Consider the following 16,346-nt stretch of genomic DNA (forward strand, 5'->3'; position numbering starts at 1 on the left):
TTTGGTTTTTTCTTTCCGTTAGTTTTTTTTTCTTGTCTGCACCTGCCCCGGGGGGATCTGTGTTGTGCTGTATTCCTTGTTTTTCTGGTTTTTCCGTGATTTCGGTCATCCTTCCCTGGGCCCGGCTGCGGCCGCCACCGGGGTCGTCGCGGCCTCCCGCGCCCCGGCGGCGGCCCGCAGCGTCTCGATCTCGCGTTCGAAGTCGTCCAGCGAGTCGAAGGACCGGTAGACGCTGGCGAACCGCAGGTACGCCACCTCGTCCAGCTCGCGCAGCGGCCCGAGGATCGCCAGCCCGACATCGTGACTGGGGATCTCGGCCGCGCCCTTGGCCCGTACGGTCTCCTCGACCTTCTGGGCCAGCAGGGCGATGGCGTCGTCGTCCACCGGTCGGCCCTGGCAGGCCTTGCGCACCCCGCCCATGATCTTGGATCGGCTGAACGGCTCGGTGACGCCGCTGCGTTTGACCACGGCGAGCACCGCCTCCTCGACGGTGGTGAACCGCTTGCCGCATTCCGGGCAGGACCGGCGGCGGCGGATGAGCTGGCCGTCGTCGGCTTCCCGCGAGTCGACCACGCGCGAGTCGGCGTGCCGGCAGTACGGGCAGCGCATGCCGATGTCCCTTCCGTCGAGCCGCGGGGTCGAAATGGGCGCGCAGTGGTCACCGCAGGGTCACGCGGGTACGCGGGGCCGGCCCGCTGGAGACGTTGCTCTCAGTCAGGAGACCCAACCTGTGGACAACTTACGCCCTTGTAACTACTAGATGTTGGGGTCGACGGTAGGCCCGCAACCGGGGCCCGGTCAAGTTGGCCGGCGCACTTCGGCGCGTCGTCACTCTGCCAACACCGATCCCTGCCCGAGGGTTACCGCCCATGCCGCCACCGAAATCAGTCGAACGCGCGTACGATAAACTACTGCCAGGACGACACGCACCGACATCTCGTACAGATGTTTGAACCTGACCGGATCTCTGGTTACCGTCTTGGTCGACACCAATGGTGCCGATCAGGATGCGATCTGACGGCCGGGGAGAGGACGGATGTGTCGAGCGACGACAGGGCGGGCCCGCCCCAGCAGGGTGGAGGCAGCGGCGGCGCGACGACGGTCAACGCCGGCGCGTCGGTACGTGGACGGCGCGGCAGCCGTTCCGGCGAGTCCCGGTTGCGTGCCGTGACACCGGTGGTGAGCGCATTTCCCGAGCCGGTCAACGGCGAGCTGACTGCCCGGCAACGCCGGATTCTGGAGTTCATTCGCAGCTGGGTGGACCGGCACGGCTACCCGCCGAGCGTGCGGGAGATCGGCGAGGCGGTCGGCCTGGTCTCCCCGTCCAGCGTCGCCTACCAGCTCAAGGAGCTGGAGCGCAAAGGCTTCCTGCGCCGGGATCCGAACCGTCCCCGGGCGGTCGACGTGCGTCCGCCGCACGACACCGCCGATGACGAGGCCGAGCGGGCGCTGCGGCCGGCTCCGGCGTACGTGCCGATGCTGGGCCGGATCGCCGCCGGTGGGCCGATCTTGGCCGAGCAGGCAGTGGAGGACATCTTCCCACTGCCCCGCGAGCTAGTCGGCGAGGGTGAGGTGTTCATGCTGCAGGTCAAGGGCGATTCGATGATCGACGCGGCGATCTGCGACGGCGACTGGGTGGTGGTACGTCAGCAGCCGACCGCCGACTCAGGGGAGATCGTCGCCGCGATGATCGACGGCGAGGCCACGGTGAAGACCTACCGGCGGCGCGACGGGCACGTCTGGTTGATGCCGCACAACGCCGCGTTCGACCCGATCCCCGGTGACGAGGCCACCATCATGGGCCGGGTGGTGGCGGTGCTACGCCGGGTCTGACCCGGCGCGCAGCAGTTCTCGGCGGGGTCTCAGCCGCAGGAGTGTCAGCTGCGGGGTCTCAGCCGCGCCATTCGTCCGGCTGCTCGGGAGCGGACCGGCCGTAGACGCCGGGTTCCCGCTCGACGTGCCCGGCCGGTGGGCGCGGCCCACCGGCTCGCGGCTGGTCGTAGCGGTCGGCCGGGTAGCCGTCGCCCGGGTAGTCGCCACCGAGGTCCCAGGACCCGCCGGAGTCGCGTGCGTCCTTGGTGCCCCTGGACCGGCCGGAGTGCCCGGCACCGCCGTAGACGCCTGCCGCGCCGGGCCGGGCCGGTGGCGCCGGTTTCGCCGCCCCGTACACCGCCCCGGAGTCGACCCCGCCGGCCGGACGGTAGCCGCCGGTGTCCGGCCGTGGCGCGGCGGCCCCGTACACGCCGGCCCGGCCGCCGGTGGCGGGCTTGGCGGCACCGTATGTGCCGGCCCCGCCGGCGGGCGGTCTTGCCGCCGACCCGCCGTAGACGCCACCACCGCCTGGACCGGTCGGGGCGGCCGAACCGGCGGCGGGTTTCGCCGCGCCGTAGACACCGCCGGCTTTACGGCCGGCCGGGGCCGGTCCGCCACCGGGCAACGCGCCGCTGCCCAGCGAATCGCTGGCGTAGGCGCCACTGCCCAGCGAATCGCTGGCGTAGGCCGCAGCGCGGTCGCGGTCCCCCGGGTCGCGGTCGGACCGGTCCGGGTCGCGATCGGCGCGGCCCCCGCCGCGTCCACCGATCGCTGCCGACCGTGCCGTCCGCCGGGCCCGGACGATACCGAAGATGCCGAGTCCGACCAGCAGTGCGCCGAGCACACCGACCGCCGCGATCAGCAGGTTGATCTCCTGCAGGCTGATCCGGTTGAGCCAGGACGGTCCCTCCCGGTCACCGCCGCCGGTGTCGTCGACCTGGGCCGCGACCTCGGTGCTCGGGGTGTAACGCAGGATCTCCACCGGGGTCCCCTCGTCGAGGGTGGCGACGTCGGAGACGGTGAGGAAGGTGGCCCCGTCCGGGGAGTAGGCGATCGATTCGCCGAACGGGTCGGTGAGCGGGGTGGCCCGGGGGCGTTCGCTGGTGAGCGTCGTGACGATGTCGCCGTCGGCCGACAGGTCCCACTCGAAGGCGTCGGCATAGGTGCGCAGGGCGATCCGGCTGCCGTCCGGGGACCGGGCCGCGCCGGTGACGGTGAGCCGGCCGGCGGCGGCGAACAGGTTCGGGGTGCTGGTGGTGGGCAGTTCGAGTTCGCCGACCCGCTCCATCGGCACCGGGTCGTCGTTGTCGCTGCGGAGTTGTTCGACCGGGCGGTACAGGCCGGACGGGCCGGTCTCCTTGGTGATGATCAGCGGGGTGCCGTCGTTGGCTATCAGCAACGCCTCGGCGTCGTGCGGGCCGTCCGGGTAGCTCACCCGATGGATGACCGGTTGGGCGGAGCCGTCAACCGGCAGGGACCACAGCGCGATTCGTTCGCGACGCTCGTCGGCGGTCGGGTTGTCCCCTACGTCGGCGATCCAGAGAGTCTGCCCGTCCGGGGAGATCGCCAGGTCCTCGGGGTCCAACGGCGGCGTCGGGTACTGGACAGCGTTGGCGACGTCGCAGGACGAGTCGAGGAAGAACACCCGCTCGTTGCTGTCGATCTCGGTGCTGTCGTTGACCACGACGTAGCCGTCGGTGGTGGCGACGAGACCGGAGAGCTCCCGCAGCCGCTCGTCGGTGATCTCGCAGACCGGCTCACCCGGTGTCACCTGCTGGGTACCGGGCGGGGAGGGGTCCTGGGCGGGCAGGGCCATGGCCGGGCCGGGCGGAGCCAGGAGGTGGATCGTGAGCAGTCCGACGGCGATCGTGGCCGGGGTCAGGAGCCGACGCATCCGACGAGTGTCGCACGCCGGCCTGAGTCCGACTGTTACACCGTGATCAATCACGTGAAGTCTTCGGCGGATCACTGAGTCTGCGGAAAGAATGTCACTCGCCCGGAGTCAGGAACGGTTGGAGTTCGGCGGCGAGTGCCTCGTCGACGCGCGCCTGCAGAAGGGTACCAGCGGCGGTGTGCCGGGTGCCGAGGACCTCACCCCGGTGGTGCACCCGGGACACCAGGTCACCCCGGTGGTACGGCAGTATGACGCTGACCTGGACAGCCGGTCGTGGCAGGCGTTGCTCGATCGCGGCGCGCAGGGCCTCGATGCCCCGGGCCTGCCGGGCGGAGACGAAGACCGCGTCGGGCCAGAGCCGCTTGAGCCGCAGCAACTCCTCCTCGCTGGCCGCGTCAATCCTGTTGACGACCAGCAACTCGGGGCGACGGTCGGCACCGACCTCGGCGAGCACCTCGCGGACCGCGCGAACCTGCTCCTCCGGATCCGGATGGGCACCGTCGACCACATGCACCACCAGGTCGGCCTCGGCAACCTCCTCCAGGGTGGAACGGAACGCCTCGACGATCTGGTGCGGCAGATGCCGGACGAAGCCGACGGTGTCCGACAGGGTGTAGACCCGGCCGTCGGCGGCATGCGCCCGGCGGGTGGTCGGGTCGAGGGTGGCGAACAGCGCGTCCTCGACCAGCACCCCGGCACCGGTGATCCGGTTCAGCAGGCTGGACTTACCGGCGTTGGTGTAGCCGGCGATCGCCACCGCAGGCACCGCGTTGCGGGTACGGCGGGCGCGTTTGGTCTCGCGTACCGTCCGCATGCCTTTGATCTCCCGCCGCAGGCGGGCGATCCGGGTACGGATCCGGCGCCGGTCCGTTTCCAGTTTGGTCTCACCGGGGCCGCGCAGGCCGACGCCGCCACCGGCACCGCCGCCACGGCCGCTGCCTCCGGTCTGCCGGGACAGCGTTTCGCCCCAGCCGCGCAGCCGGGGCAGCAGGTACTCCAGCTGGGCCAGCTCGACCTGGGCCTTGCCCTCCTTGCTCTTGGCGTGCTGGGCGAAAATGTCCAGGATCAGCGCGGTCCGGTCGATGACCTTGACCTTGACTCTCTGCTCCAGGTTGCGCAGCTGTGACGGGGAGAGCTCACCGTCGCAGATCACCGTGTCCGCGCCGGAGGCGAGCACCACGTCGCTGAGTTCGCCGACCTTGCCCCGGCCGACGTAGGTGGCCGGGTCAGGCCGGTCGCGGCGCTGGATCAGGCCCTCCAGGACCTGGGACCCGGCGGTCTCGGCGAGCGCGGCGAGCTCGGTGATCGAATTCTCCGCGTCGGTGACCGTCCCGCTTTCCCAGACTCCCACCAGCACCACGCGCTCCAACCGCAGCTGGCGGTACTCGACCTCGGTGATGTCGGCGAGTTCGGTGGAGAGCCCGGCGACGCGCCGCAGCGCGTGCCGGTCGGCCAGCTCCAGGTCGCCGACGGTGGTGTCGTCGTCTGTCGGCTCGATCGGGCCGTTGGGGCCGGTTCGGCCGTCCGGGTCGGTGGCGGTCGACAGGTGGAACGGCGGGTGGACCGTCTCCTCGGCACGATATGTACGCAAAAGCTGCCTCCTCAGGATTCGATCGTGACACGCCGACGGCCGCGCCGCACCTACATATCAGGACGCGGGCTACCCACATGGCCGGGACCGGGCCGGATCGCGGCCGACTCCGGACCGGATGACCGCCGCCGTGACCTGCTGCTGAACGGCTCCGGCACGCCGTACGCGGGGTGGAGCGGGCGCGGCGCGGATCACGCGCAAGAATGGTGCAGCGGCCCGGTCCGGCCGCCCCCACCAACGACGGAGGGATCCCGTGGCGACCACCCGCCTGCCCAGTGCCGGCTTCTCCATCACCATCCGGATCAGCATTCCCGCCGACGCGTCGGCGATCGGCCGGTTGACCACCTGTGTCGGCGAGGCCGGTGCCATCGTCACCGCGCTCGACGTGGTCGACTCCGACCCGGTCAGCGTGGTGGTTGACCTGACCTGCGACACGGCCGACGCGGCGCACGCCGACGACGTGGTCAAGGAGCTCGAGGCGCTCGACGGCGTCGAGGTCCGCAAGGTGTCAGACCGGACGTTCCTGCTGCATCTGGGCGGCAAGATCGAGGTGGCCCCGAAGGTGTCGCTACGTAACCGAGACGAGCTGTCCCGGGCGTACACGCCGGGGGTGGCGCGGGTATGCCTGGCGATCGCCGACAATCCGGCCGACGCGCGCCGGCTCACCATAAAGCGCAACACCGTGGCGGTGGTGACCGACGGTTCGGCCGTGCTCGGGCTGGGCAATCTCGGTCCGGCGGCCGCGCTGCCCGTGATGGAGGGCAAGGCGGCGCTGTTCAAGCGGTTCGGTGACGTCGATGCCTGGCCAGTGGTGCTGGACACCCAGGATCCGGACGAGATCGTCTCGATCGTACGGGCCATCGCCCCCGGCTACGGCGGGATCAACCTGGAGGACATCGCCGCGCCGCGCTGCTTCGAGATCGAGTCGAAGCTGCGGAAGCTGCTCGACATCCCGGTCTTCCACGACGACCAGCACGGCACGGCGATCTGCGTGCTGGCCGCGCTGACCAACGCGCTGCGGGTGGTCGGCAAGCAGCTCAGCGACGTACGGGTGGTGGTCTCCGGGGCGGGCGCGGCCGGCACCGCCATCATCAAGCTGCTGCTGCGTCAGGGCGTCGGGGACGTCATCGCCTACGACCGACCGGGCGCACTGCATCGAGGGCTGAGCGGGTTGAACCCCACCTGGCAGTGGCTGGCCGAGCACACCAACTCGACCGGGTACGCCGGGGATCTGCCCGGCGCGCTGCGCGGCGCGGACGTGTTCATCGGGGTGAGCGCGCCGAACCTGCTGACCGGTGACGACATCGCCACCATGGCACCGAACTCGATCGTGTTCGCGTTGGCGAACCCGGACCCCGAGGTCGACCCACGCGAGGCCCGCCGGCACGCGGCGGTCGTCGCGACGGGGCGTTCCGATCAGCCGAACCAGATCAACAACGTGCTGGCGTTCCCGGGTGTGTTCCGTGGCATGCTCGACGCGCACGCGGAGTCGTTCACCGACGACATGGCGTTGGCGGCAGCGCGGGCCATCGCGGACGTGGTCGGCGAGGAGCGGATCAACCCGACGGTGATCGTGCCGAGCGTGTTCGATCCCCGGGTGGCGCCGGCGGTGGCCGCTGCGGTCCGAGCCGCGGCGCAGGCCTCGGAAGCGGCCGCGCAGACGGCCGTCGCCGCGCAGACGGCCGTCGCCGCGCAGACGGCCGTGTCCACCGCCCCGGCCGGTGTACCGACCATCCAGCAACGGTCGGCGGCGGCCGACAACTGACCCTGGGCGGCTGGCGGCGGCCAGTCCGCGGTTGGCGCAGAGCCGGCACCGCTCAGCGCTGCGGAGCGCGCAACGCGGCGTGCGCCGCCCGAACCAGGTCCGGATCTGCGCCGTCGAGCCAACGCACCCGGGCGTCGCGGCGGAACCAGGAACGTTGCCGGCGGACGAACCGGCGGGTCGCCCGTACCGTGTCCCCACGGGCCTGCTCGTCGTCGTACTCGCCGTCGAGCATCCGGAGCACCTGCTGGTACCCGAGCGCCCGGCTGGCCGTACGGCCGTCCCGCAGGCCCTGCCCGAGCAGCGCGTGGACCTCGGCTACCAGGCCCTGCTCCCACATCCGGTCCACCCGGCGGGCGATCCGGTCGTCGAGCTGTTCGGTGGGCAGGTCGACACCGAGTTGCACGGCGTCGTAGTGGGGCACCGGTTCCGGCAGGGTAGCGGTGAACGGCCGCCCGGTCAGCTCGATCACCTCCAGCGCCCGAACGATCCGCCGCCCGTTCCCGGGCAGGATCGCGGCGGCGGCCGCCGGGTCGGCGGCGGCCAGCCGGGCGTGCAGCGGAGCCGGGCCGGTCTCGGCGAGTTCGGCTTCGAGCCGGTCGCGCAGCGCCGGGTCAGTGCCGGGAAAGTCAAATCTCTCCAGCACCGCCCGCACGTACAGGCCGGAGCCGCCGACCAGCAGCGGCAGGCGCCCCCGACGCAGGATGTCGTCGATGGCGGCGCGGGCCAGCCGCTGGTACTCCGCGACGCTGGCTGGCGCGGTGACCGGCCAGATGTCGAGCAGGTGGTGCGGTACGCCGGCCCGTTCGTCGATGGTGAGCTTGGCGGTGCCGATGTCCAGCCCCTGGTACAACTGCATCGAGTCGGCGTTGACCACCTCGGCGCCGAGTTGCTGGGCGAGGGTGATGCTCAGCGCGGACTTGCCGGCCGCGGTCGGGCCGATCACCGCCACCACTCGGTCCGGGCGGATCGACGCGGGTCGGCGCGGCCCGGTGCCGCGGCCGTTGGTCAGTTCCGGTGCCACGAGGCGACAAAGTACGCGACGCCGTACGGTGCGGCGTAGTAGGTGAGCCGGCCGGTCCAGTCGGTCACGTCGCCGGCCGCCGCACCGGCGGCATCAGCGTCAGCGGACGCCGCACCGGCACCAGCAGTCGCCGCGCTGGCGGCCACCTGCCAGGCGGCCCGGCCGGCGACCCGCAGTGCGCCGGCCAGAGCCGGGTCCAGACGGGCGAGTATCCGGTGGTCGGCGGTAGCGAGGGCGGCGGCGACCTCGTCGTCGAAGGGTTCCGCCCGGTCGTCCTGGTAGCCGGGTGAGGCGAGGCCCCGGCAGGCGGAGCCGTCCCCCATCACCAGGGCCGCCCACGGTCGGTCGGCGGTCCGGGGTCCCGCCGCTGCGGACCCGGCGAGCAGCCGCCCGCGCCGTAGGCACTGTTCGGGTGGCGAACCGGCGGGGACCGCGACCATCTCGACCGCCGTACGGGCGGGGTCGACGTCGGCGCGGGCGAGCAACCACGCCGCGACGGTCAGGCTCAGCGGCAAGCGGCGGCCGGCACCGGTCGACGTGGCGTCGGGGGCGGGTACGGCGTCGACGACGGCGGCCGCCGGGTTCAGGGACGTGCCCAGGGGTACCTCGACCGCCGCCCCCCAGGGTCGGAAGCTGGCGGACAGCGGTGGCCGCCAGATCCGCTCCATCGGATCGGGAACGATCGACGGATCGGGTTCGGTGGACGGATCGGGAACCATCGACGGATCGTCGGTTCCGATGACCACGATTCGCTCGGCGGGGCAGTCGACCAGTGACCGGACGGCGGCGGTGGCGGCGCACCGCAGCTCGTCGAGCTCGGCGGCGGCCCCACCGGCCAGTTCGGGAACGATCACCGGCGGGTGTGGGCAGAAGGCGACGCGCAGCGGGGGCACGGCGTCCACGGTAGCCCGCAGTCCTGTCGCTCCACGCAGCCAACCGGTCACCTTGAGTGTCGGAATTTGGCCCCTTTGGCACCGACTCGTGGGCCAACCACCGACAAGGACACCGTATGGTCACGGTCGGCGACAGGCGCTCGACGCAGGCAGGGTTGGACCTGTGACAATGCGCGGGGGAAACTTACCCGCAACCTAACTGCGCCGTGGCGGCGTCCATCGGGACATCTCGATCCTGCGACGCCGGGAGAACGAGGATGGGCACATGAGCGACTGGACTTCCTTCGGACGGGTTGATGCGGACGGCACGGTCTACGTCAAGACTGCCGAAGGGGAGCGCGCGGTCGGATCCTGGCAGGCTGGAGCGCCGGAGGAAGGCCTGGCGCACTTCGCCCGCCGGTTCGCCGACCTGGTGACCGAGGTCGACTTGACGGAGGCCCGGTTACAGTCCGGTGCCGCCGACGCGACGCATTCGCTCAGCACGATCCGACGACTGCGCGGATCACTGGCCGAGGCCCATGTGGTCGGCGACCTCGATTCGCTGGCCGACCGGCTGGACAAGCTGGCGACCCTTGCCGAGGACAAGGCAGCGCAGGCCAGAGCGGCCCGGGACGCCGCCCGTGCCGCCGCCCTGGCCCGCAAGACCGAGCTGGTGGTCGAGGCCGAACAGCTCGCGGCCGAGTCGACCGGGTGGAAGAGTGCCGGTGACCGGTTCCGGGAGATTCTCGACGAGTGGAAGACGATCCGCGGCGTCGACAAGAAGACCGACGGGGAGCTGTGGAAGCGGTTCGCCGCCGCCCGGGACGGGTTCACCCGTCGGCGGGGCGCGCACTTCGCCACCCTCGACGCGCAGCGCAAGCAGGCCCAGTCGGCGAAAAACGAGCTGGTCGCCGAGGCCGAGACGCTGGCCGAGTCGACCGACTGGGCCAGCACCGCGAGCCGGCTCAAGGAGCTGATGGCCGAGTGGAAGTCCGCCCCACGCGCCTCGAAGGAGGCGGAGCAGAAGCTGTGGGAACGGTTCCGTTCGGCCCAGGACACCTTCTTCACCCGCCGCAGCGAGGTCTTCTCGGCCCGCGACGCCGAGCAGCGCGCCAATCTGGAGCGCAAGCAGGCGCTGCTGACCGAACTGGAGGCCGTCGACATCGACGCGGATCCGCGTACCGCGCAGGCGAAGCTGCGTGAGGTGCAGGGCCAGTGGCATGACATCGGCCGGGTGCCACGCGAGTCGACGTCGGGGCTGGACCGTCGACTGCGAGCAGTCGAGGACCGGGTACGGGAAACGATGGACTCGGCGTGGCGGCGTACCGAGCCGTCGGCCAATCCCCTGTTGACTCAGATGCGCGAGCAGGTCGCCGAGGCCGAGCAGCGGCTGGAGCGGGCGCGGGCGGCCGGTGACGCCAAGCGGATCCGCGAGGCGGAGAAGGCACTTGCCGGCAAGCGGCAGTTCCTGGCACTCGCGGAGCAGGCCAAGTAGCGCCAACCGGGCAGCCGACCGAAGAGCACTGACAAGACACAAGACACCGGCGGGATCCGACCGCGAACTCGACGGCGGATGCCCCCGGGAGCCGCCGGCCGCCAGGAACATCAGCGGCCGGCGGCCGATGCCGCTGGTGATCTTGACGGGCAGCCGGCGACCCCGCTCTCCGGGTAGCCGGCCCCTGCGGAGGCCAGTCGCCCTACCGCCTACTCATGACACACCCCTTTGACATCGCGATACTTCTATGTTTCGCTAAGGAAAGCGCTTCCCCGCCTGTCCAGCGGGATCCGTCCTGTAATACCCACGGCGTGGTGCACCGCCAGCACCCGCACCTGCGAGCCAACCGGGCTGGCTCTCCCACCGGCGACGCACCCCGCCATGCCGTAAGGAGATCTCAATGCACGCAGCACGGCGCCGCACGGCGCTGGCCACCACTGCGGTCGCTGCCGTCGCCCTCACCGGTGCCACGGTCGTCAGCGCAAGCACCGCCCACGCCGCTACCGGCTGCCGAGTCGACTACTCGGTCGCCTCCCAGTGGCCGGGCGGTTTCACCGGCAACGTCGTCCTCACCAACCTCGGCGACGCGATGTCGTCCTGGTCCCTGCAGTGGACCTTTGGCGCCGGCCAAGAGGTCGTTCAGGCGTGGAACGCCGACATCTCACAGAGCGGGAGCTCCGTCACCGCTCGCAATGTGAGCTACAACGGCAACCTCAGTTCGAACGCGAGCGTCTCGTTCGGCTTCAACGGGTCGTGGAACAACTCGTCCAACCCGGCACCGAGCAGTTTCAGCCTGAACGGCGTGGCCTGCACCGGTGGCACCAACCCGACCACACCGCCACCCAACCCGACCACACCACCGCCCAACCCGACCACACCGCCACCCGGCCAGACGCCGACCGGCCTGGTCGGCTGGGCCACCCAGAACGGCGGCACCACCGGTGGCGGCAACGCTTCCCCGACCACCGTCACCAGTTCCTCGGCGCTGTCCTCGGCGATCAGCGGATCCGGCTCCGCCGTCATCCGGGTGTCCGGGACCATCTCCTGCTCCGGCATGCTGAACGTCGGTAGCAACAAGACGATCGTCGGCGTCGGCTCCTCAGCCACGATCTCCGGCTGCGGATTCAACATCAGCAACCAGCGAAACGTGATCATCCGCAACATCAACTTCCGCAACTGGAATGACGACGCCATCAACGTCCAGACCGAGTCCACCAACGTCTGGGTCGACCACAACAGCTTCACCAACGGGTACGACGGAGCCGTGGACATCAAGCGCGGTTCCGACTACATCACGGTGTCGTGGAACCGCGTCTTCAACCACAGCAAGTCGATGCTGCTCGGCCACTCGGACAACAACGCCAGCCAGGACCGCGGTCACCTGCGGGTCACCTACCACCACAACTGGTTCGACGGCTCCGGTTCCCGGCATCCGCGGGTCCGGTTCGGCAACCCGGTACACGTGTTCAACAACTACTACTACGACAACGACTACGGTGTCGCCTCCACCATGGACGCCGGCGTTCTCGTCGAAGGCAACTACTTCGAGAACGTCGACGACCCGACGCACGTCGGCTACGCCGCGTCGGACCCGGGCACCCTCGTCGCCCGCAACAACCACTTCGTGAACTCCGGCACCCCGGAAACCGCCGGCGGGGTCGCGAGCATCCCGTACTCCTACTCGTTGACCACCGCCAGCCAGGTGAAGTCCGTCGTCACGAACGGCGCCGGCGCCGGCAAGATCGGCCTCTGACCCGATGACGTCCGTCTCCCGGCCGCGTGGTGCGGCCGGGAGACGGCGCGGTGCCGGATCAGCAGCTGACGGCACCCGGGTCAGACGCGGCTGACAGGGTTCAGCGGTCGCAGGCCGAGGTGGCCAGTGTCGCCGGAGGTGGTGCACCCACCGTCGGCAGCCCCAGCAGCACCCCGCCGGTACGCGGTGTCCGCCCTGCCTCGTAGGCGTCGCCGGCCCGGGTCCGGCGGTGGGCGACCGGCTCGCCGTCGGCGTTGAGATGGTGCGGAGCCGCGTAGCTGACGACCACCTCGACGAGGTCACCGGGACGGATGCGCCCGGCGAGCGGGCCGGCGTCGAAGTGCACCAGCCGGCCGTCCCGGGCCCGGCCGGACAGCCGCCCGGTCCGCCCGTCCTTGCGGCCCTCGCCGACCGCGACCAGCACCTCGACCGTCCGGCCGAGCAGCCGACGGTTCTCCGCCCAGGTGATCTCCTCCAGACAGGCGATCAGCCGGTCGTAGCGCTCCTGCACCACCGGCTTCGGCAACTGGCCGGGCATCTCGGCGGCCGGGGTGCCGGGGCGTTTCGAGTACTGGAAGGTGAACGCCGAGGAGAACCGGGCGGCCCGTACCACGTCGAGGGTGCGTTCGAAGTCGGCGTCGGTCTCACCGGGGAAACCGACGATGATGTCGGTGGTGATCGCCGCGTCCGGCATCGCCGCCCGCACCTTGTCGATGATGCCGAGGTAGCGGTCGGCGCGGTAGGAGCGGCGCATCGCCCGCAGTACGGCGTCCGAACCGGACTGCAGCGGCATGTGCAGCGAGTGGCAGACGTTGTCGGTCTCGGCCATCGCGGCGATCACGTCGTCGGTGAAGTCCTTCGGGTGCGGGCTGGTGAACCGGACCCGTTCCAGCCCGTCGATCCCGCCGCAGGCGCGCAGCAGTTTGCCGAACGCGAACCGGTCACCGAACTCGACACCGTAGGAGTTGACGTTCTGGCCGAGCAGGGTGACCTCCAGCACACCCTCGTCGACCAGGGCCCGTACCTCGGCGAGGACGTCGCCGGGCCGACGGTCCTTCTCCCGGCCGCGCAGCGACGGCACGATGCAGAAGGTGCAGGTGTTGTTGCAGCCGACGGAGATCGACACCCAGCCGGCGTAGGTCGACTCCCGCCGGGTCGGCAGGGTGGAGGGGAAGACCTCCAGCGACTCGAGGATCTCCACCTCGGCGGCGGAGTTGTGCCGGGCCCGGTCCAGCAGGGTCGGCAGCGCACCGATGTTGTGCGTGCCGAAGACGACGTCGACCCAGGGGGCCCGGCGGACGATCTCGCCCCGGTCCTTCTGCGCCAGGCAGCCGCCGACCGCGATCTGCATCTGCGGCCGCTTCTCCTTGACCGGTCGCAGGTGACCGAGGTTGCCGTACAGCCGGTTGTCGGCGTTCTCCCGCACCGCGCAGGTGTTGAAGACGACGACGTCCGGATCGTCGGACTCCCCCGCCCGGACGTAGCCGGCCGATTCCAGCAGGCCGGAGATCCGTTCGGAGTCGTGCACGTTCATCTGGCAGCCGTAGGTGCGCACCTGGTAGGTACGTGGGTGGCGGGCGTGTGCTGCGCTGGTAGTCATGACATCAGACAGCGTAGCCGGCCGCCCGCCGCCGGGATCACGCGGCGAGTGTCGGAGCCACCGAGTCGGGCCCCCACCGCGAGCCGCCGCAGAACAACCCGGCCCGGCAGCCGGGGTCGGTCAGGCTGCACAGCCGCAGGTTGGTGCGGCGGTCACCGACGCTGGTCGGTTCGATGTCCAGGTGCACCGGACGGACCGTGCCGTCCGGGGACACCAGCAGGTGGCGGGTCGCGTCCAGCGTGTCGTCGGCGAGTACGCAGCGACGTCCGGTCCGGCGGGCGAACGCGGCGAGGACCCGGTGCTCCGGCGGGTCGACCGGTGCGGCGTAGCAGTCGACGTTCACCGGGAAGTCCCCGGCCCCGTCCCAGACGTCGCAGAGCACCACGCCGTCGGGGAACCGCTCCGCCGAAGCCCCACCCAGCGACACCACCGGACGACCGATGATGGCCGCGAGGGTGGCTCGGATCTGACCTGGGGCGAGCGGTCCGTCGACGGACCAGTTCCACAGCGTGGTGCAGAACGGTGCAATCGCCATACGATCATGTTGCCCGGACAGCAGCCGGCACGTGGGCTGTGTTACCGCTCCGTGACCATTTGAGTTGCCTTCCGACACATCACGCCGCCTAAAGTGGCGGGACCACGTGAGGTGACCTCGACCGATCGTGACGACTAGGACGGTGCATGGACAGGGACGGTGCATGACGGTGACAACCAGTGAGCCGCTGATCGTGCTCAGCGGAGTCAACAAGTGGTTCGGTCCACTGCACGTGCTCCAGGACGTCGACCTCTCGGTCGACCGTGGTGAAGTGGTGGTGGTGATCGGGCCGTCCGGCTCCGGCAAGTCCACTCTGTGCCGCGCGATCAACCGTCTGGAGCCGATCAGCTCCGGGACCATCCTGTTCGACGGCCGACCACTGCCGGCGGAGGGCCGGGCCCTGGCCCGGCTGCGCAGCGAGGTCGGCATGGTGTTCCAGTCGTTCAACCTGTTCGCGCACCGGACGATCCTGGACAACGTCACGCTCGGCCCGATTAAGGTACGCCGGGAGAAGGCGTCGGTGGTCCGCGAGCGGGCACTGCAACTGCTCGACCGGGTTGGCATCGCCAACCAGGCGGACAAGTTCCCGGCCCAGCTCTCCGGCGGTCAGCAGCAGCGGGCGGCGATCGCCCGGGCGTTGGCGATGCAGCCCAAGGCGATGCTGTTCGACGAGCCGACCAGCGCGCTCGACCCGGAAATGGTCGGCGAGGTGCTGGACGTGATGACCTCGCTGGCAGCCGAGGGGATGACGATGGTCGTCGTCACCCATGAGATGGGCTTCGCCCGGCACGCCGCGAACCGGGTCATCTTCATGGCCGACGGGCAGCTGGTCGAGGACGCCCCGCCCACCGAGTTCTTCACCAACCCGCGCAGCGACCGGGCGAAGGACTTCCTGTCCAAGATCCTCACCCACTGACATCCCGCTCGAGGACGAGTTTCATCCAACGTGGAGTCGGCCGCGACCCGGCGGGCTTCCCATCGTGAAGGAGAAAACTGAGCAATGCGTATGTCACGTATGGCGGCGGTAGCCGCAACTGCCGCGTTGGCGGTGTCCATGGCGGCCTGCGGCGACAGCGGCGGGGACGGCTCCGGCAGTGAGAACCCCGACGTGGCGACGCCGAGCTTCGAGGCCGGTACCACGATGGCCGAGCTGAGCGAGGCCGGCACCATGACCGTCGGCACCAAGTTCGACCAGCCCGGCTTCGGTAAGCTGGGCCTCGACGGTGAGCCGGCCGGCTTCGACGTCGAGATCGCCAAGCTGATCGCGGCCGAGCTGGGCATCGCCGCCGACGACATCGAGTACGTCGAGGCGCCGTCCGCGGTCCGCGAGGAGCTGCTGGAGCAGGACCGGGTCGACATCGTGGTTGCCACTTACACGATCAACCCCACCCGCAAGGAGCGGATCGACTTCGCCGGCCCGTACTACGTCGCCGGCCAGCACATCATGGTCCGCGCCGACGACGAGTCGATCACCGGGCCGGAGTCGTTCGAGGCCGGGGACAAGAAGATCTGCTCGGTGCAGGGTTCGACGCCGGCGGAGAACATCCAGGAGTACCTGGCGGATGTCGGCGAGCAGCTGGTGCTCTTCGACGTCTACGAGAAGTGTGTGGACGCGCTGCGCGGCGGTCAGGTCGACGCGGTCACCACGGACAACGTGATCCTGCTCGGCTTCATCGCCGACAACGAGGGCGACTTCAAGCTGGCCGGTGAGCAGTTCACCGAGGAGCCGTACGGCATCGGGGTGAAGAAGGGCGACGACGCGTTCCGCGACTTCATCAACGACACCCTGGAGAAGATCTACGACGACGGCTCGTACGCCGCGGCGTGGGAGTCCACCGCAGGTGCCTTCGACGACAACACCCCGACCGGTCCCGCGGTCGACCGCTACTGACCGTCGAAGGTCGCCCCTGATCGATCCCGGTCGGGCCCGCGCAGGTCGGCCCCGGACGGCCAGTCGTCCCAACGGGCGGTTTGCGCAAAGGGGTTTTTTGTGGGGGGGATTGTTTAT

At 70.4% G+C, this 16,346-nt stretch carries 13 protein-coding genes; 6 read left to right on the forward strand and 7 right to left on the reverse strand.

Annotation, left to right across the window (positions count from 1 at the left end; genetic code table 11):
- Window positions 1–105 precede the first annotated feature (105 nt).
- Window positions 106–609, reverse strand: coding sequence for a transcriptional regulator NrdR (gene nrdR / locus ACXAHD_RS26495; protein ID WP_475053973.1), 504 nt, complete (start codon window positions 607–609; stop codon window positions 106–108).
- 429 nt (window positions 610–1,038) lie between these two features.
- On the opposite strand from nrdR, the gene lexA reads away from it, so the two are divergent.
- Window positions 1,039–1,833, forward strand: a complete 795-nt coding sequence (gene lexA, locus ACXAHD_RS26500) for a transcriptional repressor LexA (protein WP_475053976.1) — start codon at window positions 1,039–1,041, stop codon at window positions 1,831–1,833.
- Window positions 1,834–1,891: 58 nt separating this feature from the next.
- Here the strand turns inward: lexA and ACXAHD_RS26505 are convergent, their stop codons facing one another.
- Together ACXAHD_RS26505 and hflX are read right to left on the reverse strand one after the other, a co-directional pair.
- Window positions 1,892–3,706 (reverse strand): hypothetical protein, encoded by a 1,815-nt coding sequence (locus tag ACXAHD_RS26505; protein WP_281554031.1) that lies wholly within the window; start codon window positions 3,704–3,706, stop codon window positions 1,892–1,894.
- 94 nt (window positions 3,707–3,800) lie between these two features.
- Window positions 3,801–5,204 carry a GTPase HflX gene (hflX, locus tag ACXAHD_RS26510; RefSeq protein ID WP_475053986.1) on the reverse strand — a complete coding sequence of 468 codons (1,404 nt, stop codon included), beginning with the start codon at window positions 5,202–5,204 and terminating at the stop codon, window positions 3,801–3,803.
- A 346-nt stretch (window positions 5,205–5,550) separates the two neighbouring features.
- Here hflX and ACXAHD_RS26515 point away from each other — a divergent pair, with 346 nt between their 5' ends.
- Complete coding sequence (locus ACXAHD_RS26515; RefSeq protein WP_475053978.1) at window positions 5,551–7,062, forward strand: NAD-dependent malic enzyme; 1,512 nt, start codon at window positions 5,551–5,553, stop codon at window positions 7,060–7,062.
- Window positions 7,063–7,114: 52 nt separating this feature from the next.
- On the opposite strand, the gene miaA is transcribed toward ACXAHD_RS26515, so the two are convergent.
- Window positions 7,115–8,071, reverse strand: a complete 957-nt coding sequence (gene miaA / locus ACXAHD_RS26520) for a tRNA (adenosine(37)-N6)-dimethylallyltransferase MiaA (protein WP_281555507.1) — start codon at window positions 8,069–8,071, stop codon at window positions 7,115–7,117.
- Window positions 8,068–8,976 (reverse strand): class III extradiol ring-cleavage dioxygenase family protein, encoded by a 909-nt coding sequence (locus ACXAHD_RS26525; protein WP_353850318.1) that lies wholly within the window; start codon window positions 8,974–8,976, stop codon window positions 8,068–8,070. The genes miaA and ACXAHD_RS26525 overlap by 4 nt, the downstream gene beginning before the upstream one ends.
- A 265-nt stretch (window positions 8,977–9,241) precedes the next feature.
- Between ACXAHD_RS26525 and ACXAHD_RS26530 the strand changes: the two genes are divergently transcribed.
- A complete protein-coding gene (locus ACXAHD_RS26530) occupies window positions 9,242–10,450 on the forward strand; it encodes a DUF349 domain-containing protein (protein WP_281554029.1) in 1,209 nt (402 codons plus the stop codon).
- Between the two features lie 400 nt (window positions 10,451–10,850).
- Window positions 10,851–12,203, forward strand: a complete 1,353-nt coding sequence (locus ACXAHD_RS26535; RefSeq protein WP_281554028.1) for a pectate lyase family protein — start codon at window positions 10,851–10,853, stop codon at window positions 12,201–12,203.
- A 100-nt stretch (window positions 12,204–12,303) separates the two neighbouring features.
- Here ACXAHD_RS26535 and miaB read toward each other — a convergent pair whose 3' ends face one another.
- A complete protein-coding gene (gene miaB, locus ACXAHD_RS26540; protein ID WP_281554027.1) occupies window positions 12,304–13,803 on the reverse strand; it encodes a tRNA (N6-isopentenyl adenosine(37)-C2)-methylthiotransferase MiaB in 1,500 nt (499 codons plus the stop codon).
- 37 nt (window positions 13,804–13,840) lie between these two features.
- Entirely contained in the window at window positions 13,841–14,338 is a 498-nt protein-coding gene (locus tag ACXAHD_RS26545; protein ID WP_281554026.1) for a hypothetical protein, read from the reverse strand.
- A 163-nt stretch (window positions 14,339–14,501) separates the two neighbouring features.
- Here ACXAHD_RS26545 and ACXAHD_RS26550 point away from each other — a divergent pair, with 163 nt between their 5' ends.
- Window positions 14,502–15,254, forward strand: coding sequence for an amino acid ABC transporter ATP-binding protein (locus ACXAHD_RS26550; RefSeq protein WP_475053983.1), 753 nt, complete (start codon window positions 14,502–14,504; stop codon window positions 15,252–15,254).
- An 84-nt stretch (window positions 15,255–15,338) separates the two neighbouring features.
- Window positions 15,339–16,229, forward strand: coding sequence for a glutamate ABC transporter substrate-binding protein (locus ACXAHD_RS26555; RefSeq protein ID WP_281554024.1), 891 nt, complete (start codon window positions 15,339–15,341; stop codon window positions 16,227–16,229).
- The last annotated feature ends 117 nt before the right edge of the window (window positions 16,230–16,346 follow it).

It is taken from the genome of Micromonospora sp. ABR4_055 (assembly GCF_056160425.1).